General features: G+C 41.4%; 12 protein-coding genes. 10 read left to right on the plus strand and 2 right to left on the minus strand.

Translation table 11 applies throughout. The annotated features are described in order from the left end of the window. The first annotated feature begins 64 nt into the window (after window positions 1–64). The 5 genes from SY85_RS19105 (at window position 65) to SY85_RS19125 (ending at window position 4614) form a co-directional block, all read left to right on the plus strand. On the plus strand, window positions 65–2311 hold the full coding sequence (locus tag SY85_RS19105) for a TonB-dependent receptor (RefSeq protein ID WP_082886609.1): 2247 nt from the start codon (window positions 65–67) through the stop codon (window positions 2309–2311). A 140-nt stretch (window positions 2312–2451) separates the two neighbouring features. After that, entirely contained in the window at window positions 2452–3108 is a 657-nt protein-coding gene (locus SY85_RS19110; protein WP_066406575.1) for a tetratricopeptide repeat protein, read from the plus strand. 20 nt (window positions 3109–3128) lie between these two features. Next, window positions 3129–3704 (plus strand): hypothetical protein, encoded by a 576-nt coding sequence (locus SY85_RS19115; RefSeq protein WP_066406577.1) that lies wholly within the window; start codon window positions 3129–3131, stop codon window positions 3702–3704. Between the two features lie 6 nt (window positions 3705–3710). Beyond that, window positions 3711–4331 (plus strand): hypothetical protein, encoded by a 621-nt coding sequence (locus tag SY85_RS19120; protein WP_066406579.1) that lies wholly within the window; start codon window positions 3711–3713, stop codon window positions 4329–4331. After that, a complete protein-coding gene (locus tag SY85_RS19125) occupies window positions 4324–4614 on the plus strand; it encodes a winged helix-turn-helix domain-containing protein (protein WP_066406580.1) in 291 nt (96 codons plus the stop codon). Before SY85_RS19120 ends, SY85_RS19125 begins: the two co-directional genes overlap by 8 nt. A 75-nt stretch (window positions 4615–4689) precedes the next feature. Here SY85_RS19125 and SY85_RS19130 read toward each other — a convergent pair whose 3' ends face one another. Both SY85_RS19130 and pdxA read right to left on the minus strand, forming a co-directional pair. After that, window positions 4690–6066, minus strand: coding sequence for an Ig-like domain-containing protein (locus SY85_RS19130; protein ID WP_066406581.1), 1377 nt, complete (start codon window positions 6064–6066; stop codon window positions 4690–4692). 414 nt (window positions 6067–6480) lie between these two features. After that, window positions 6481–7578 (minus strand): 4-hydroxythreonine-4-phosphate dehydrogenase PdxA, encoded by a 1098-nt coding sequence (gene pdxA / locus SY85_RS19135; protein ID WP_066406582.1) that lies wholly within the window; start codon window positions 7576–7578, stop codon window positions 6481–6483. A gap of 357 nt (window positions 7579–7935) precedes the next feature. On the opposite strand from pdxA, the gene SY85_RS19140 reads away from it, so the two are divergent. From SY85_RS19140 to SY85_RS19160, 5 genes are all read left to right on the plus strand, one after another. Beyond that, the gene (locus SY85_RS19140) at window positions 7936–11979 is read left to right on the plus strand and encodes a PQQ-dependent sugar dehydrogenase (protein ID WP_066406583.1); all 4044 of its coding nucleotides are present in this window, start codon (window positions 7936–7938) and stop codon (window positions 11977–11979) included. 490 nt (window positions 11980–12469) lie between these two features. Next, a complete protein-coding gene (locus SY85_RS19145; RefSeq protein ID WP_066406585.1) occupies window positions 12470–16672 on the plus strand; it encodes a T9SS type A sorting domain-containing protein in 4203 nt (1400 codons plus the stop codon). Window positions 16673–16744: 72 nt separating this feature from the next. After that, window positions 16745–17518 (plus strand): 16S rRNA (adenine(1518)-N(6)/adenine(1519)-N(6))-dimethyltransferase RsmA, encoded by a 774-nt coding sequence (gene rsmA, locus SY85_RS19150; RefSeq protein ID WP_066406586.1) that lies wholly within the window; start codon window positions 16745–16747, stop codon window positions 17516–17518. A 77-nt stretch (window positions 17519–17595) separates the two neighbouring features. Further along, the gene (locus SY85_RS19155; RefSeq protein ID WP_066406587.1) at window positions 17596–18525 is read left to right on the plus strand and encodes an NAD(P)-dependent oxidoreductase; all 930 of its coding nucleotides are present in this window, start codon (window positions 17596–17598) and stop codon (window positions 18523–18525) included. 135 nt (window positions 18526–18660) lie between these two features. Continuing rightward, window positions 18661–19041: a fibronectin type III domain-containing protein gene (locus SY85_RS19160; RefSeq protein ID WP_066406588.1), complete on the plus strand. Its 381-nt coding sequence runs from the start codon at window positions 18661–18663 to the stop codon at window positions 19039–19041. Window positions 19042–19044 lie beyond the last annotated feature (3 nt).

The following is a 19044-nucleotide window of genomic DNA, read 5'->3' on the forward strand; positions in this document are numbered from 1 at the left end:
ATTTATTTTATAGTTTGGTTTATAAAATAAACCAGTTTATGTTTGCGGTACAATAGTTATCCAAATGCGACTGCTACTTTCTAGTTTTATTTTCTTCTTCTGTCAGACTCTTTTAGCACAAACCACTTTAACAGGGATCGTAAAAGATGCAAAGCAAAATGCTATTCCCGGAGCCAGTATTTCATTGAAAGAAACATATGATGGGGCTACCAGTGATTCAACGGGGCGTTTCTCCTTTAAATCAACAGAAAAAGGAGAGCAGGTGCTAGTAGTAACAGCCATTGGCTATAAGCCATTTGAACAAAAGCTTTTGCTGCAAGGAAGCAATCAGCAAGTAACTATTACCTTAAAGGAAGATGTAACCGAATTAAAAGCCGTAGTGATCTCTGCTGGAGCATTCGAGGCCAGCGATCGTAAAAAAACAACAGTACTAAATCCCATTGATATTGTTACCACAGCTTCAGCCAATGCAGATGTAACAGGTGCCTTAAAAACGCTACCAGGGGCACAGCAGGTAGGTGAAAGCGAAGGTTTGTTTGTAAGAGGTGGAACGGCTGCAGAAACCAAAACATTTATAGATGGTACATTGGTCAATAACTTTTTCTATAGCAGCATTCCTAATGTAGCTACACGTGGGCGCTTTAATCCTTTCATATTTAAGGGTACCGTTTTTAGTACCGGGGGGTATTCCGCCTTATATGGTCAAGCGCTTTCTTCAGCAGTCATTCTGGAGTCTATTGATCTACCAGAACAGAGTTCTGCAAATTTGGGTGTTTCAGTAATAGGATTATCAGGAGGATATCAGCAATTAGCAAAAGATAAACGATCATCCTGGGGCGTAAGCTATGGATATACCAATCTCTGGCTGGCATTTAAGGCCATTAAGCAGAGACAGGATTTTTCTCAAATACCTATTTACCATACGGCAGATGCCAATTTTCGTATTAAAACGTCCCGTACAGGTATGTTGAAGTACTATGGCTATTTTAGTACAAACAAGCTAGGTTTCACAGAACCAAGCATCGATACATTGGGTTTTAATGATGCATTCCGCCTTTCCAATTTCAATATGTATCATAACCTGTCTTATAAGGAGAGTTTAAATAATGGTTGGAAAATCATTGTTGGTACCTCTTTTACAAACAATAAGGATGATATAGAAGGATACCTGCAAAATGGTGAAGACAAGAAAGTTGTAGTAGAAGAATTAGAGAGAAAGAATTTTGCATTAGATAGCAAGAGTAGTTTTGTTAATGGCAGGCTGGTATTGGAGAAAAAGCTGCAGGGACTAAGCATGTTGCGCTTTGGAGGTGAATATAACTATAGTAATGAAAAGCCTATTATTACTACTTATAATGGTGCCGCCTATAAAAATAGTTTAGTGCAAAACGTTAGTGCGGCATTTGCTGAAAGCGATATTTACATCACCAATAATATGGCAGCAAAGATTGGTACGCGTGCAGAGTATGCTTCTGTAATTGATAAAATTAATATCGCTCCAAGAGTTTCATTAGCCTACAAGCTGGGCACAAATAGCCAGGCATCGGTAGCATACGGCATCTTTTATCAGAATCCTGAAAACCGTTATTTGCCTGCTATAACAGATTTACAGTTTGCAAAAGCCACACACTACATAGCGCAATATCAAAAAATAGCAAGCGACAGAACACTGCGTGCGGAAGTCTTTTATAAGAAATATGATAACCTAATTAAAACAGATTATCGAAATAATAGAGAAGTTGCTATTAATAGTAAAGGCTATGGTGAAGCCAGTGGATTTGACTTTTTCTGGCGCGATAAGAAGACATTCAAGCAATTTGACTATTGGATATCTTATTCATATCTTGATACAAAGCGTGATTTTATAAATTATCCTCAGGCTATTCAGCCTTCCTTTGCAGCAAGGCATACAGGGTCGTTAGTAGTAAAGAAATTTGTAAGCAAATTAAAAACGCAGTTCAATGGTTCTTATACCTATGCTTCTGGCCGCCCTTACTACAATATAAGCTATGATAATACAACAAGTAAGTTTAGTATAATGGATCAAGGTAGAACTATTGATTATAATAGTTTGAGCTTAAGTGTAAACTATTTGCCCAATGTGTTTAAGCAAGGCGGAAACAAATTCACTGTACTGGTATTCTCGATTAATAATGTATTAAACAGCAAACAGGTTTACGGTTACAAATACTCGTATAATGGATATCGAAAGGAAGCGATTACTCCATCGTCAAAGATGTTTGTTTTCATTGGTGCCTTTATTTCATTTGGCGTAGATCGTACGCAGGATGTGATCAATAACAACTTGTAATGGTGTTGTCACTGTCTTAGGTAAATTAAAACCATCGACAATTGTAAAGATTAACTATCCGCCTATGACAACGCTACATCCTATGGAAATAGAGAACGTAAAGCTTAATTGATTTAAAAATATATAATCAAACATTCGTTATGAAAAAGATAGCCTTATTTGTTATTAGTAGCTTCATTGTGGCTAAGTCGTTCGCACAAAGTGAAAAATATCTTAAAGCCATGGAAGCTAAAGTCGCTATTGTAGAAACCATGCGCAGTCCAGATGAATTAAGGGACTTAGCCAATACTTTTGAGCGTATTGCTGATGCCGAAAAGAATCAATGGCAACCCTATTACTATGCGGCTTTGGCGCAGGTAAACTCAGGTTATGCTTTAAGCAATGGCCAAATGGGTGGTCTTGCTGATAAGCTGGATCCCATTGCAGACAAAGCAGAAGAGTTGATTAATAAAGCTGAGGCTCTAAGCAAGGATAATTCTGAAATTTTCATTGTAAAGAAAATGATTGCCACACTTCGAATGATGGCCGATCCACAAAATCGTTACATGCAGTATGGGCCCAAAGCACAACAGGCACTAGATGCCGCGAAGAAATTAGATCCTAACAATCCAAGAGTGTATCTGCTGGAAGGGCAGGATAAGTTTTTTACACCAGAACAATTCGGTGGCAGCAAGACTGTGGCAAAACAATTGTTTGAAACAGCCCTCGGTAAATTTGAGACATTCAAGCCGGCATCTTCCATTGACCCAACATGGGGGAAAGGGACAACACAGTATTTTTTAAGCCAGATTAAATAAGTTTGTTACCATTGTAATACATGGAAGATAAATTTTCACCACAGGAAAGTCTGCTCTTAATTCAATCCATGATTGAAAAGACAAAGAGTGGTATTAGCGGAAACCGCTTCTACTTCTTGCTTTGGGGGTGGATCACTTTTATTAGTATTCTGATCCAATTCTTCTTAAAAGTAGTAGTTGGTTATAAGCACCATTACCTGGTATGGTTTATTACTGTTGTGCCGATAGTGATTACTATTTTACACACCAGGAGGAAGGGGCGAAAACATGGTGTGCGTACCTATGTTGGGGAAAGCATGGGAAACTTGTGGACAGGTATTGGCATATCTTTCTTTGTATTAGTTTTTCTGATTTCAAATACAGCGCAGGGATGGCTCATTGGCTATCCCTTCTTTATACTTTTCTATGGGTTAGGAACTTTTATTTCCGGAAAGATCCTGCAATTCAAACCTTTTGTTATTGGCGGAATTATTAATTGGATACTGGCTTGTGGTGCTATATTAGTGCACTTTGATTACCAGATGTTATTTGCTGCAGCAGCTATCCTAATTAGCTATCTCATCCCGGCCTATTTAATAAAGTCAGAAGCTAAATAATATTTCATGGAAGAAAGAAGAATGACGGAGCAGGAAAGTATGTTGATCATTCAGCAAATGATTCATACCGCTAAAAACGAACAAAAAGACAATGGTAAAGGTTGGATTCTTTGGGGTTGGCTTTTATTGGCTGCTTCAATCTTAACCTTTTTTAATATTCAGTTCCGCTGGTTCTCCACTTTTTTCTTTTGGAACGCATTTGGTGGTATAGCCTTACTCTTTTTTATTTATACGGTGATGCGATTTTTTTTTGGTAAAGGACAGGAGCCAGTTCGTACGTACACTGGAGACTTATTTGAAAGACTAAATATTGGTTTTTTTATTTTTCTGGCTTTTATTATTGTATCGATCAATATGGGAGTTGGTCCTGAAAAGGGTTTTTCTATATTGATTGGGTTATATGGTTTTTGGGTGCTCATATATGGTACAGCGCTTAATTTTAAGCCTTCCATAATAGGAGCATATATTACCTGGGCTATTGCATTCGTAAGCCTGTTCATCAGAGAGTTTCAATGGATCATGCTGTTGCATGGGGTGGCCGTTTTATGCGGTTACATAATACCTGGCCATTTAGCTAATGTCGAGTTTAATAAAATTCAAAAAGAGACGAGTCTGAAAAGTGTTTAAAGATCTTGATCCTATATTACATTCTCAGTTGCGCTTAGCCGTTATTTCTCTGCTTATAGGAGTGAAAGAAGCGGAGTTTACGTTTATTAAAGAAAAAACAGGCGCTACTGCTGGGAACTTAAGTGTGCAAGTACAAAAGCTAAAAGAGGCTGGCTATATTGAAGTGGTTAAACAGTTTAAGGATAATTACCCGCAGACCATTTGTAAAATTACCCAAACGGGTATAGCTGCTTTTGAGCAGTATGTGAAAGATCTACAGGCCTATATAAATAAAAGCCCCTGAAAAGGGGCTTCGGTAATAGTTCGTGCCTGAAGAAAACGAACGATCGTTTGTTGTTTTTATTAAAGTGTCAACGTATTATTTAAAAAATTTTATTCTTTGAGTAGCGGTGTTGCTACTTACTTCCAAAATATACAAGCCTTTCGGTAATGTGTTTATATCGAGTGCAGCAGCGTTTATGCCTTTGACTGTACTAAGCTGTTGGCTAAATATTTTACTGCCATTTATAGTATAAATGTGAGCAAATGTTTGTTCGACTACTTCTGTATTAAAAGTAAAGCGGAGTGTTGATTGGCTGGGATTTATTGCCAGGAAAATAGAGTTGTTTGTATTGGCTATTTGTTGTTTTATCAGTACTGTTTTAGAATAGGCTGAGGGCGCATCATTATTAATGATTTGCAGCCGATAATAAACTCCTGTCCCTGATGTTAAAGACTCTCTGTAGGTATACTCTTGTTTGCCTTTGTTTGTTGATGTAAGAACAACTCCAGCTTCTTTAAACGTTTTACCATCACTACTTTTCTCAACCTTAAAGTATTCACCTGTTTCATTATCATCTACTGACCAATGTAATATCGCTTGGTTGTTTGATGCCTGGCCAGTAAAACTCAAGAGCTTAATAGGCAATGGGGCTGTTGCAGTAGGATAGTTGATCGTTACGGTAGCAGTAGAAGTAAGTGGTGCGTATCCGTCGTCACTAATAGTATATGTAAATGTTACCGGACCACCAGTAAAGCCTGCATTGGGCGTAAAGGTAAAGGCACCGTTTGAATTGTAGCTAACTGTACCATCAGTAGGTTGAACAACATTGGTTAAACTGATTTTTTCAAAATAGGGTGTAATGCTGTTGGGGTCGGTATCATTGGTTAATAAGTTGCCTGAATATGCAACTATTGTGGGACTGATATAGGAGTCGTTATTTGCATTCGGAGCACTGTTACAAAAGCTGGCATAATGAAAAGAACCATCAACATCGAAGTTGTCAATAAGAATATAGTTAGTGCTAGGGGAGCCTGCCGTACTAGTATAGCTTAAAGATACCCGATAGGTGCCTGCAGCGAGATCAGGTAATGAATAACTTCGATAATTAGTGTTTGTTATAGTAAAATTATCTAATGTTTGTACAGTGCCGTTTTGAGAAATAATATTGACTTGTAAGCTAAAGCTGCTTGAATTAGTAGTTGCTTTATAGTCAAACTTTATAGAAGTTTTATCGTTGGATTTGAAATTTATGAACGGCGTTGTTAACGTGGCTGTGGTAACTCCTTTCGTAGAGGCAGCATCATTATTGTTGCCATTTCCTGCGTCTGCTTCTAAAATAAAGCCACTGTTAGCCCAGCAATTACTATTAGTTGGTACGCTGCCTTCGAATTTTACAGGAAAGCTCTGCGCTTTTGTTGAATTCCAAGCAAAACAAAGCAGGCCTAAAGTGAATAGGGTAAAAATGCGATTCATTTTCTTAGGGTTTGATTAGATGATTATCAAGCTCCCACAGAAGTACTGGATGGTTTTAGAGGTTTATCCGGGTTGGATTACTGGTGAAACGGGTTACGTTTCATTTAGCATGGTAATAATTTCAGTATTAGCGGTAAGTGCCGGAGACAGAATGTTCCTTTGTATAGGAGAGAACGTTTAGGCTACGGAACTATAATAATCACTTAAGCGTTTTGGCGCCTTTTCTTAGTGTTATTACTCAAACATACTAGGGGTATTTTACTAATACAAGTGGCTTGAAAAAATGAGGTTATTTTACTACATGGTTAGTCTAGCTGTATGTATGGGGCGATGCAGCATGAAATGGATAAAAGTAAAGGGCCGCAATAGCAATAGCTATACGGCCCTTTTAGAAAACAATGGAAATTAGATTATTTAGCGGTCAATAGAATCATCAATTTTTTCATCTTCTACATTACGCAATACTTCTGCTGTAATCTTGCGTAATGGATTTCGATTTCGTTCATCAAATTCATTACGGCGGTTGATAATATCAACACACTCAAAAACAGCTGATATAAAGGAAGATGGTTCGGCAATATTTTTACCCGCTATATCAAATGCAGTTCCATGATCGGGCGATGTACGTACAAAAGAAAGGCCAGCTGTGAAATTAACCCCTTCATTGGCTGCTATGGTTTTAAAAGGAATGAGTCCTTGATCATGGTACATAGCAAGTACAGCATCAAACTGCTGGTAACTATGGCGCGCAAAAAATGCATCGGCACTAAACGGTCCATAAATCAATTTGTCTTGTTGCTTAGCTTCTTTGATTGCGGGTTTTATGATTGTTTCTTCTTCATTACCAACTAAGCCCTCATCACCAGCATGTGGGTTTAATCCCAACACGGCAATCTTTGGTTTATCAATGCCAAAATCGCGTTGTAGGCATTGGTGTAATAAGCGAAGTTTAGAAACAATCATGGCTTTAGTAATAGTAGATGCTATCTCCTTTACGGGTATATGCTCTGTTACCAGTGCTACTCGCAAGTTATCAGCATACAATATCATCAGTACATCTTCCGCGCCACTGGCGGCTTTTAAGTAAGGTGTATGGCCGGTATAGTTGAAGGATTCCGACTGTACATTCTTCTTATGGATGGGAGCTGTTACAATACCTTGAATATGTCCTTCCTGCAAGGCCTGCATTGCTGACTGCAAGGATTTAACGGCATAGCGGCCACCTACTTCGTTTAATTGGCCAGGCGTAATGGTTACCTCTTCTTCCCAGCAATTAAAAACATTGATCTGCTTATGATTGACTTTGGAAAAGTCTTTAATAACCTGGTAGTTGAAATGGTTATCAGTAGCACCCTTTCGGTAAAAGTTGACCAGTTTGTTAGAAGCAAAAATGATAGGTGTACACTGCTCCAGGATCCGGTTATCGGAGAAAGTTTTAATGATAACCTCCATCCCTATACCGTTAAGGTCGCCACAACTGATGCCTATGATGGGTTTATGTAGATATTGCATACAAGTCTTTATTTCAATGCCTAAAGGTAGGAATCAGTGGGGGATATTACTATAAAAGAGAAAACAGGAGTTCTGGGGTGGTCAAATTAAGATAGTCAAATGAACGGTTTTGATGATCTCTTATCTGTAGATTACAGACCGAAGTTCCACATTTTATAAGAAGAGTAAAACTGCTCTTTTTTTATCGTAAATGTACTAGATGATATATGTAAACCTTCTATGGTATGAAGAGGGCTTTTTGTTGGATGAATTGTCAATTACAGGGAATGTAGTGTTCTTTCTATTGTGAATGTAGGTGGTATGCGTTTTCTTTGCGGCTTCTGTATATCGGAAAAACCAAACCCATTTAATCCGCTTATGAAGACTACGGTGTTGAACCTTACTAATTTCAAGTTAGTAGTAAGGTTATTGTCTTGTTTACTATTTCCTTTATTCTCTTATTCGCAAACCTTTTTTGGTGTATCCAGTAGTTCCGCTGATGGTACAGCGCAAACCGGGACCACGGTATCGATAACACCGCCAGGCTCTATGGCCACCGGTGATCTTGTTGTCATTTATGCGCTTTTTACTTCCAAAAACGGTGCTCTCGCTATGTCTGCTACAGGCGGACAGAGTTGGACCACAGAATCGAGTGGTACTAATAATGCCAGTAATTTAAGTTATACTATTTTTTGGTGCCGCTTCAATGGTACTTGGTCAACAACCCCTTCGGTTACCGATGGTGCGACCGCTTCCGGTCCGCTTTCGGCCACCATGTATGTATACCGGCCCACCAGCTCCAGTAGTGTATGGGGAATAGATAAAAAAGCAGATGTAAGTGCAAATGCCGCTACTACCATTTCCATTGCAGGTGTTACCGCGGCCTTCCCCAATACAGTAACAATGGCGTTTTGGAGCAGTCCGGCCACCAATACCTGGGGGTCGCTGACCAATACTACTGAATGGAGCAAAACCAGCCTGGATGCACAAAACAGGAATACCAGCCAGTCGTATTCGGCCGCCTATAATATTCGTTCCACAGCCGGAGCCGTAGCCAGCGTGGCACAAACGCAATCTACAAGCGAAAAATCACTCACCAGTCTTATTGGCTGGTATGAAATTGCCCGACCTGCAAACGATCAATGTGCAAATGCATTTACACTAAGTAGCAATACTAATTGCACTACCACATCGTGTACCTTAAATGTCGCTACCACCTATACTGCCACAGCCAATGCTTGTGGTACCAATAATAATGACGTTTGGTATTCGTTTGTAGCCAAGTCGCCCAATCCGACCATTACTCTAACCGGCGCCCCAACCGATGCGCGGGCCCAGATCATGGCGGGAGATTGCACCGGCGGCTTTGCTGCAGTAGGCAGTTGCCCATCCTCTACCACCACCTCTGCCAGCGGGCTAACGGTAGGGGCCACTTATTATGTGAGGGTGTATTCTACCTCGAATGCCAGTGGAACCTTCACCATCTGTATCACCGATCCGCCACCAGCGCCATCTAATGATCTTTGTTTGAATGCCCTTCCTTTGACTAGCAACTTTACCTGCACTACTACGTCAGGCACGTTAAATGCTTCAACAACTTATACTGCCACAACCAATGCTTGTGGTACCAATAATGATGTTTGGTATTCCTTTGTAGCCCAATCGCCTAATCCTACAATAACTTTGGGTGGTACACCTGCAGATACGCGGGCCCAGATCATGTCGGGTACCTGCACCGGCGGCTTTGCTGCAGTAGGTAGTTGCCCATCCTCTACCACAACCTCTGCCAGTGGGCTAACGGTAGGGGCTACCTATTATGTGCGGGTATTTTCCAACTCCAATGCCACCGGAACCTTCACCATCTGTATCACCGATCCGCCACCTGTTACTGGAGGTCGCATGAATGAAGTGTACAGGCAAACCACACTATCTGCTGCCAATGTTTTAGATAATCCATGGGAAGTGACGTATGGCCCTGACAACTATCTGTGGATCACAGAAGCAAAAGGATATAAAGTTTACCGCATGGATCCCAATACAGGAGCGAAAACGACTGTGTTAGATCTTAACTCCACTAGTACTGATCTTAGTGCCTGGGGGGCAGATTCTTTAAGAGCGGTAAACCTTACAAGCACAAGCAATTGGAATACAAGTGCCAATGCCTGGCCGCAGGGTGGATTGGCTGGCTTGGCGCTTCATCCTGATTTTTTAAATCCCGACAGTGCGTTTGTCTATATCTCTTATGTTCACCGCTACCTATATACTGCTAGCGGGGATGCCGGTATATTTTTCAGAAATAAATTAGTTCGGTTTACCTATAACAGTAGCACCGGCAAATTGGGGTCGCCAGTAGTGCTTTGTGATACCTTGCCAGGTGGACAAGATCATAACTCACAAAGAATGATCATAGCCCCGGTTGTAAAAGGAGGCAAGAACTATTTATTTTATGCTCAAGGAGATATGGGGGCTGGCCAGTTTAGCAACAAGTGGCGGACCAATAACGCACAGAATCTGGCTTCTTATGAAGGGAAAATTCTTCGGTTTAACCTGGTTTCAGATAAAGATAGCAATCCCTGGATTCCTAACGACAACCCCTATTCCTCCTCTAGTGCCGTGTATAGCATGGGTATTCGGAACAACCAAGGTTTTGCTTATGATAGTTCACTCAATATTTTGTACGGCTCCTCTCACGGACCATTCAGTGATGATGAAATAAATATTATAAAGGGTCATAAAAATTATGGACACCCCTTGGTTATAGGCTATTCATGGGATGGTAACGTTAATGGAACGACCGCTGGCGCCGGTCCTAAAATGGGCCAGGCGCATCCGTCCAGCTGCCCAATTATCAACGATGAAGCGGACACTGCATCGAAAATTCCAGATTACCAGGAGCCGCTTTTCTCAGCGTATCCTAACTCTCCAACTTACCCAAGTATCACCACTTTGTGGAATAATACAACCGGTGATAATTCACAATGGCCCTCCGAAGGTTGGTCAGGATTAGATTTATACACAAACTCCATCATACCGGGTTGGAAACATTCTTTGGTAGCTTCTTCGTTGAAATGGGGTCGATTGGTACGAATGAAACTGAACAGCACAGGTGATACTGTTATAAAGTCTGGTGGCGCCGATACGGTCAGTTATTTTGGAAGTACAAACCGTTACCGTGATATTGCCTTTGCGCCTAATGGCAAAGATATTTATGTTATCATGGACAGAGGGTCGACTACCTCTGGTCCTAGTGCTCTCAACCCCATTGTGCCGGCCTGTCCGGGCTGCCTGCAGAAATACACGTTCCTGGGTTATAGAGTAAATAGCGGTAGTGGAAACAGGAGTTATATATCAAATAGTATTGACATTGCTCCTGGTAAAGCCGATGGGTTTGAAACAGCCAATAAGGTTGTCATTAATGCGGCCAATGGTAACACTAATCTTTGGGTGCCTATTACTGATTCCAATAGTAATATAGTGGCAGAAATCTATTCACAGGGGCGTGATTTGGACACGGTGACCACCACTATTTACACAAAAACCGATACCAGTCGCCTAGCAAATGGGAAAAGTTACCTGAACAGGAATTTAACGATCTCGCCACAAAAGCAACCAGGCGGACAAGTTTTGATTCGGTTGTATATTTCCAAAAAAGAATTTAATCAATTGGTAAAAGATGGAGGCGTTGGAACGATCAGTGGATTGAAGATCATCAAGAATGAGGATTCTGCTACAACAGTTATCTCTTCTAACACCAATCTTGTAAATACCTCCATAGCTGAAGACTTTGGTTCAAATGGCTTTGTACTTCAGGGTGATATTAGTGGTTTTTCCTCTTTCTATTTTGCTTCCGATGTCGTGCCTTTGCCACTTCAGTTCCTTAGTTTCAAGGGAGCTTTACAGAACAATGCAGCCCTGCTTCAATGGGAAACAGCGAATGAAGTCAATACATCGCACTTTGTAATAGAGAGAAGTATTGATGGTTCTAGCTTTAATGCCATTGGTACAGTAGCAGCTGCTGGTCATTTTGCAGGTACATTAAAGTATAGCTATTTAGATAATAAAGCCCTGCTTCAATCTGCTTCCAAGCTTTATTACAGGCTAAAACAGGTTGATGAGAATGGCAGTTTCAGCTATAGCAAAACCATTGCTATAGACTTGAATTCAGACTTTACAGTTACAATGCATCCTAATCCAATTACAGATGTATTGAAGATCAGGCTTGCGCTGTCAAAAGCACAGAAGATCCACATCAGTGTAACTGATATGAGTGGCCGTTCTGTATATAATGGGTACAAATTGGTAAGTGAGGGTAATAATGAGTTACAGATCAATACTAAGTCTTGGCCTGCTCAAGTGTATTCTGTTAAAATCACTGGAAGTGACAGCAAGCCCATTGCTACACAAAACGTGATTAAATTGTAATTCAAACATAGGTTTGTATATAAAACCCCTCTCATTGAGAGGGGTTTTACTTTTTCAGCGATTGTAGATATTGCCCCAGTTGTCTCAATAGTAGTTGTATGGATGATTGTATCTTATATAAGTAGCGTTTTGCTAAAACAATTTTTGATCCCAAGGGATTCTGAAAATCATTGAGTTATAGAAATTAAAAGAGAAGAAAGTAGCAGTTCGTTTTAAAAAAGGATGGATTATTCCATTATGGAGTTAAAAACAAATAAATAAAAGTAAAAATACGTATGAGTAAAAACACTCTATTTTATACGTATATATTACTTATTTATAGAGTAGTGTTTCTATTTAATAAAGTCCTCTTTATTGAATGAAGGGGGGGATGTTCGGATGAATTGTCAATTACAGGGAATGTAGTGTTCTTTCTATTGCGTATGTAGGTGGTATGCGTTTTCTTTGCCAACTCTATATATCGGAAAAACCAAACCCATTTAAATCCGCTATGAAGACTAATGTGTTGACCCTAACTAACTGCAAGGCAGTGGTAAGAATATTATTTATTCTTCTACTACCCTTATTCTCTTATTCGCAAACCTTTTTTGGTGTATCCAGTAGTTCCGCTGATGGTACAGCGCAAACCGGGACCACGGTATCGATAACACCGCCAGGCTCTATGGCCACCGGTGATCTTGTTGTCATTTATGCGCTTTTTACTTCCAAAAAAGGTGCTTTAGCCATTTCCGACATGGGCGGACAAAGTTGGACTACAGAATCGAGTGGCACCGATAACGCCAGTAATTTAAGTTATACTATTTTTTGGTGCCGCTTCAATGGTACTTGGTCAACAACCCCTTCGGTTACCGATGGTGCGACCGCTTCCGGTCCGCTTTCGGCCACCATGTATGTATACCGCCCAACAAATCCCAATAACTTATGGGGAATAGATAAAAAAGCAGATGTAAGTGCAAATGCCGCTACTACCATTTCCATTGCAGGTGTTACCGCGGCCTTCCCCAATACAGTAACAATGGCGTTTTGGAGCAGTCCGGCCACCAATACCTGGGGGTCGCTGACCAATACTACTGAATGGAGCAAAACCAGCCTTGATGCACAAAACAGGAATACCAGCCAGTCGTATTCGGCCGCCTATAATATTCGTTCCACAGCCGGAGCCGTAGCCAGCGTGGCACAAACGCAATCTACAAGCCTAAAATCACTCACCAGTCTTATTGGCTGGTATGAAATTGCTCCACCTACAAACGATCTGTGTTCAAATGCGATACCGTTAAACAGTGGCGCCTCCTGTACTGCGTCAACCTCTGTAACCTTAAATGTCGCTACCACCTATACTGCCACAGCCAATGCTTGTGGTACCAATAATAATGACGTTTGGTATTCGTTTGTAGCCAAGTCGCCCAATCCGACCATTACTCTAACCGGCGCCCCAACCGATGCGCGGGCCCAGATCATGGCGGGAGATTGCACCGGCGGCTTTGCTGCAGTAGGCAGTTGCCCATCCTCTACCACCACCTCTGCCAGCGGGCTAACGGTAGGGGCCACTTATTATGTGAGGGTGTATTCTACCTCGAATGCCAGTGGAACCTTCACCATCTGTATCACTGATCCTGTTCCTGCAAATGATAACTGTAATGGCGCATTTGCATTGACATCATCAACAACTTGCAATCCTACTAGTGGTAACTTATATCTTTCAACAACGTCTGCTACACCTAGCGCACCCTGTGCAAGTTCAGTAGCTTATGATGTATGGTATAGCTTTACAGCCCAAACGACTAATCCTACTATTACCCTTGGTGCTATAGGCTCAGACGTTACTTCTGCCAGATTGCAATTGTTTTCGGGGAGTTGTACTGGTGGGCTTACCTCGCTTTTTTGTGGCACTACTTCTATTGCCAGCAGTGGGTTGACAATAGGAAGCACCTACTATGTTAGGGTGTATTCATCAACCGGACCGGCCCCTACATCTACTGCTAATGCAGGCTTTACTATATGTGTAACAGATGTTCCTCCTCCAGCGCCTTCCAATGATGATTGCACTGGTGCTATTACCTTGCCCACCAATGGAAGTTGTAGCAAGGTATGGGGTACTGTAGCTGGTTCTACGGGTTCAGGAATAGTTGTTTCTACTGGTTGTACCGGGGCGTCGGGTTATGATGTATGGTACAAGTTTGATGCAATTGCTACCAGTACAACAATCACAACTGCCGATTTTGGAGCTAACTTTCAAAATCGACGTCTGCAATTATTTAGCGGCACTTGCGGTGCATTGACGGCAATAAGTTGTGGTACAGGTAATACGCTTAGCCCAACCACTTTAACAGTTGGAGCCACTTACTATATACGATTATTTTCAGCTGATGCTACCGCCCCGATAACTAATGGAGATTTTAGCATTTGTCTTACCACGGCTACTTCCAATATTGGCCCCCGCTTTGGTAACAGTTATGTAAATATTTCCAAAAAGTCTTTGGGTGGTGTCGTGCAAAAAGGTGATACCCTTGAAATACGGATGACAATCAATCATACGTCAGGCACATTGTATAAAATGAGGTATTTGGATGATGTTCCCACTAATACGCAAATGCTTGCTGGAACAAATGACAAGATTTCAGTAATCACCAATGAAGGTGTAGCTATACAGAATTATACCCCCGCTGCCGGTGATGATGCGGCTACATATATAGCTGCCCCTCCGGCAGGACAGCGCCAGATTAGAATGAATCTGGGCTTTGGTACTACTGTTGCACCATCTCCAACGCTTTCCGTACCGACTGATAACACGGAAACAGAAATTACGTCTGCTACCGGGCAAGCTATAGCTGGTTCCCATATTCCAAAAGGTGGTGGCGGATTACTTTTTGCTACATCGTTCCGTGTTGTGGTGACCGGTAATGTAGGTGATGTTATTACGCTTGGTGCTGGTAAATTTATTTATCGCAATGTTTCTACTGGTGGGTCTGATATTATACTTACGGCTAATCCTTACCAGATTTTGATATCTGATCCTATGAGTCTTTGTGCCAATTCCACTGGTGTGAATATGTCGCAGGAGTCTGGAGGAACCTTTGGGGCCGGCAGTAACCTGAACCGAAATCAAGATCTGGCCTTCCCCATTCCAGGCTATTCTTTTGTAAAAACATCTAACACTCAAGCTGTCGGCGATGGTCAATATGCTATTGTAAAGAATATGAGTCCACGGAGTGGTACCAATAGGGATGCTGATCGTAACCCAACCAGTACATTCTCTCTTCCTGATCAGCGGGCTGCGGACTATCGGATGTTTAATGGGTTCTGGGATATTGATGGTGACCATACTGGAACCAATAATGCGGTGGGTAATATCCCTACAGGAGATGGCGTTAGTAGCGGCTATATGTTAATGGTGAATGCTGACTTCGTGGCTTCTGAAACCTATCGCCAAACCCTAACCAATCTTTGCCCCAATACCTATTACGAATTTTCTGCCTGGTTCCGCAATATCTGTCCTAACTGCGGTATTGACTATGTAACGGGAAGTAACTATACACCAAGAACACCTGGTGTGTTGCCTAACCTTACGTTTGCATTGGATGGCTTAGACCGCTATAATACAGGTGAAATATCTTATCTATATCAAAATGGAAACAGCGGGGGCTGGGTGAAAAAAGGTTTCGTTTTCATTACTGGACCTACGCAGACAACAGCCACTCTTTCCATCCGCAATAACTCTCAAGGTGGTGGAGGAAACGACTGGGCGATGGATGATATTACAGTGGCTACTTGTTTGCCTAGCATGACCTATACGCCAACATTAAACCCTACCGTGTGTCAGTTTAATCCCATTACGATCAGTAATAAAATGCAGTCTTACTTCAGCAATTATACTCACTACAAGTGGCAAAGAAGTACAGATGGTGGTACTACATGGGCAGATATTTCTGGCCAGTCAGGCTCGGGATCGCCAACTTTGGTGGGCGGCCAATGGGAGTACAATACTTCTTATACCATACCGCCTGCGAATACTACTTTGGCTAATAATGGTGACCGCTACAGACAAATTGTGGCTACTACGGCAGCCAACCTAAATGGTTCCACCTGCCAGGCGACGGATGGTGTAAGTATCATATCCTTGAACGTTCTTCCGGATTGCACGCCGCTTACTACTAACTTGCTTTCTTTCAGTGGTAAGCTTCTGAATGATCATGCTCAGTTATTCTGGACTACATCTAAAGAAGCAGGTGAGTTGCATTTTGGTATTGAAAGAAGTGCAGATGGTATTCATTTTACTCGTATCGGTACGGTCAACGGTTATAATAATGCCCGTGCAGAAAATAATCACTATTCCTTTACCGACTCTTCTGCTTTTCCTGGTATGGCCTATTATCGCATAGCCATGACGGATAGCAGAACAGCGTATTCACGAACCATACAGTTGGGTAATAAATCCGAAGTATTTAATGTAACCGTCACTACCAATCCATTTGATAAACATGTGTCATTTAATGTGGTAGTTGACAAATATGCAAAAGTTCAAGTGTTGCTTTTAGATGCAACGGGTAATGTAGTAAAGGAGAAGGCCTACACGGCTTATACAGGACTTAATAACTTCAGTCTACAGCATACCGATGATCTGCCACCTGGTATTTATATCTTAAAAGTGTATAACCAAGAGCAATCGCAAAGTATAAAGCTGATTAAGAAGTAATTTTAACTTATCATGTTTGAAAACAAACCCTCCACATGGAGGGTTTGTTTTTTTTAATAGACCTTTGCAGGTATGTACACTCTCAAAAAATCGCTAGGCCAGCACTTTTTAAAGGACGAGAACATTTGCCATAAGATTGTAGTGGCCCTGCAGGAGCACCCATTTGAACAATTGCTGGAAGTAGGTCCTGGTGGTGGTGCTTTGACCAAGTATTTATTGCAGCTACCCAATATTCAATTTAAAGCGGTAGAAGTAGATGATGAGAAAGTGGTGTTTTTAAAAAAGACCTATCCTCAGTTAGCCGATAAGATCATTCACCAGAGTTTCCTGGATATTCAACCGCCCTTCGACGGTGCATTTACCGTAGTTGGCAATTTCCCTTATAATATTTCTACGCAGATCGTATTTAAGATCCTGGAGTGGCGTGATCAGGTGAATTGTATGGTGGGTATGTTTCAAAAAGAGGTGGCCCAGCGTATTGCTGCAAAAGAGGGTAATAAAGTGTATGGGGTAACCAGCGTACTTACACAGGCTTATTATGATGTGCAATACCTGTTTGATGTACATCAGAATTGTTTCAATCCGCCGCCCAAAGTAATGAGCGGTGTTATCCGGCTTACTCCTCGGAAAGCACCACTGGAAATACATGATCATAAGAAGTTCTTTATGTTAGTAAAAGCTGCGTTTAACCAGCGGCGCAAAACCTTACGTAATGCAGTGAAGCCGCTGTTTACAGAAGAGGTATTGAAAGACGATATTTTCAACAAGCGGGCGGAACAATTACGCATAGAGGATTTTGCAGCTCTTACCTTTCGAATGCAAGGGAGTTCTGCTAACGCTAAATAAAGTCTTCTTGTACATCGTACATAAACCACGGGTATCAATAACAGAAAAACGGATCTTTGCCTACCTTGACACGTAGTATGAAAAACATTATCATCGCAGCACCCGCTCACCCATTCTTGAAAGATGCTCTGGAAAGTAAAGGATATAACGTAAGCTACGAACCGGCTATATCTTACCAGGAGTTGATGCAACAGATTCCACAAGCAGAAGGTTTAGTGGTTACTACCCGGATGCGGATAGATAAAGCGCTTTTGGATGCTGCCAGCCAACTTAAATGGATAGGACGATTAGGAAGTGGCATGGAGTTGATTGATGTGCCTTATGCAGAAGCAAAAGGTATTCGTTGCATTAGCTCACCAGAAGGCAATAGAAATGCCGTGGCTGAGCATGCGTTGGCTTTGATCCTGAACCTGCTGAATCATATTACACGTGCACATAATGAAGTGAAAGAGGGTATCTGGCTTCGTAAAGAAAACCGAGGCATTGAACTTACCGGGAAAACAGTTGGCATTATTGGTTATGGTAATACCGGCAGTGCATTTGCCCGACTATTGCAGCCCTTTGGTGTAACCGTGCTGGCCTTAGATAAATACAAGCACGATTTTGCGCACGACTATATACAAGAAGCAACGCTGGAGCAAATACAGCAACAAGCACATATTATAAGCTTACATCTGCCACTAACAGAAGAAACACATCACCTGGCTAACACAGCCTTTTTTAGTGCCTTAAAGCAAACACCTTTTTTTATCACCACCTGCCGTGGGCCCGTTACCGATACCGCTGCTTTGATACAAGCGCTTAAACAAGGTCAGATAGCAGGAGCGGCACTGGATGTATTGGAAAACGAAAAGTTGGAAAAGTACTCTCCATTGGAAAAAGAGCAGCTAGCATTTCTTACAACGCAGCCCAATGTTATTGTTACGCCACACATAGCAGGTTACAGTCATGAAGCATATAAGCGAATGGCAGAAATACTCTTACAGAAACTAAGTAGTTCCTGTTAATACCCTATTGAATTGAGTATAAATGCGCAAGTAAAACCACGCAGATCGATCTGAAAATTTCACCTTTAAAATTGAGCGTATCTGCGCTGGTTTGCATTTGAGTAGGGGGCTAATTTAGCCTTAAATCTTACTCATATGAAAACACTTATGACTATCGCTTTTTTATCATTTATCACCATTACTACTTCAGCCGTTGCTACTCAATTACCAACCAGTACACCATCTGTAACGGTTACTTCTTTTAAGTCCTTCAAAATTCATCGTCAGGGCAAAGGAGTAACGCTTAGCTGGCAGCCTGCAACTGCCGATGTACAAGAGTTTGTAATTGAACGTTCTTATGATGGCGAATTTTTTGAAACCGTTTGTTCTGTAGGCTGCAACGGTACTTCTATTCATCGTTTTACCGATGAAAACGTTTTTCCTGGTTATATCCACTATCGCATTACCGCTGTAAATGCTGATGGTACTTCAGAGGCTTCACCTGTCCAGATGATCCGCATCGTACAACGTAAATAAAAG

Source organism: Flavisolibacter tropicus, assembly GCF_001644645.1.
Lineage (GTDB): Bacteria > Bacteroidota > Bacteroidia > Chitinophagales > Chitinophagaceae > Flavisolibacter > Flavisolibacter tropicus.

Excerpts from the sequence above, each read along its gene's own strand:
- SY85_RS19105 (WP_082886609.1), top strand. The coding sequence starts at position 65 with ATGCGACTGCTACTTTCTAGTTTTATTTTCTTCTTCTGTCAGACTCTT.
- SY85_RS19110 (WP_066406575.1), top strand. The coding sequence starts at position 2,452 with ATGAAAAAGATAGCCTTATTTGTTATTAGTAGCTTCATTGTGGCTAAG.
- SY85_RS19115 (WP_066406577.1), top strand. The coding sequence starts at position 3,129 with ATGGAAGATAAATTTTCACCACAGGAAAGTCTGCTCTTAATTCAATCC.
- SY85_RS19120 (WP_066406579.1), top strand. The coding sequence starts at position 3,711 with ATGGAAGAAAGAAGAATGACGGAGCAGGAAAGTATGTTGATCATTCAG.
- SY85_RS19130 (WP_066406581.1), bottom strand. The coding sequence starts at position 6,066 with ATGAATCGCATTTTTACCCTATTCACTTTAGGCCTGCTTTGTTTTGCT.
- pdxA (WP_066406582.1), bottom strand. The coding sequence starts at position 7,578 with ATGCAATATCTACATAAACCCATCATAGGCATCAGTTGTGGCGACCTT.
- SY85_RS19140 (WP_066406583.1), top strand. The coding sequence starts at position 7,936 with ATGAAGACTACGGTGTTGAACCTTACTAATTTCAAGTTAGTAGTAAGG.
- SY85_RS19145 (WP_066406585.1), top strand. The coding sequence starts at position 12,470 with ATGAAGACTAATGTGTTGACCCTAACTAACTGCAAGGCAGTGGTAAGA.
- rsmA (WP_066406586.1), top strand. The coding sequence starts at position 16,745 with ATGTACACTCTCAAAAAATCGCTAGGCCAGCACTTTTTAAAGGACGAG.
- SY85_RS19155 (WP_066406587.1), top strand. The coding sequence starts at position 17,596 with ATGAAAAACATTATCATCGCAGCACCCGCTCACCCATTCTTGAAAGAT.
- SY85_RS19160 (WP_066406588.1), top strand. The coding sequence starts at position 18,661 with ATGAAAACACTTATGACTATCGCTTTTTTATCATTTATCACCATTACT.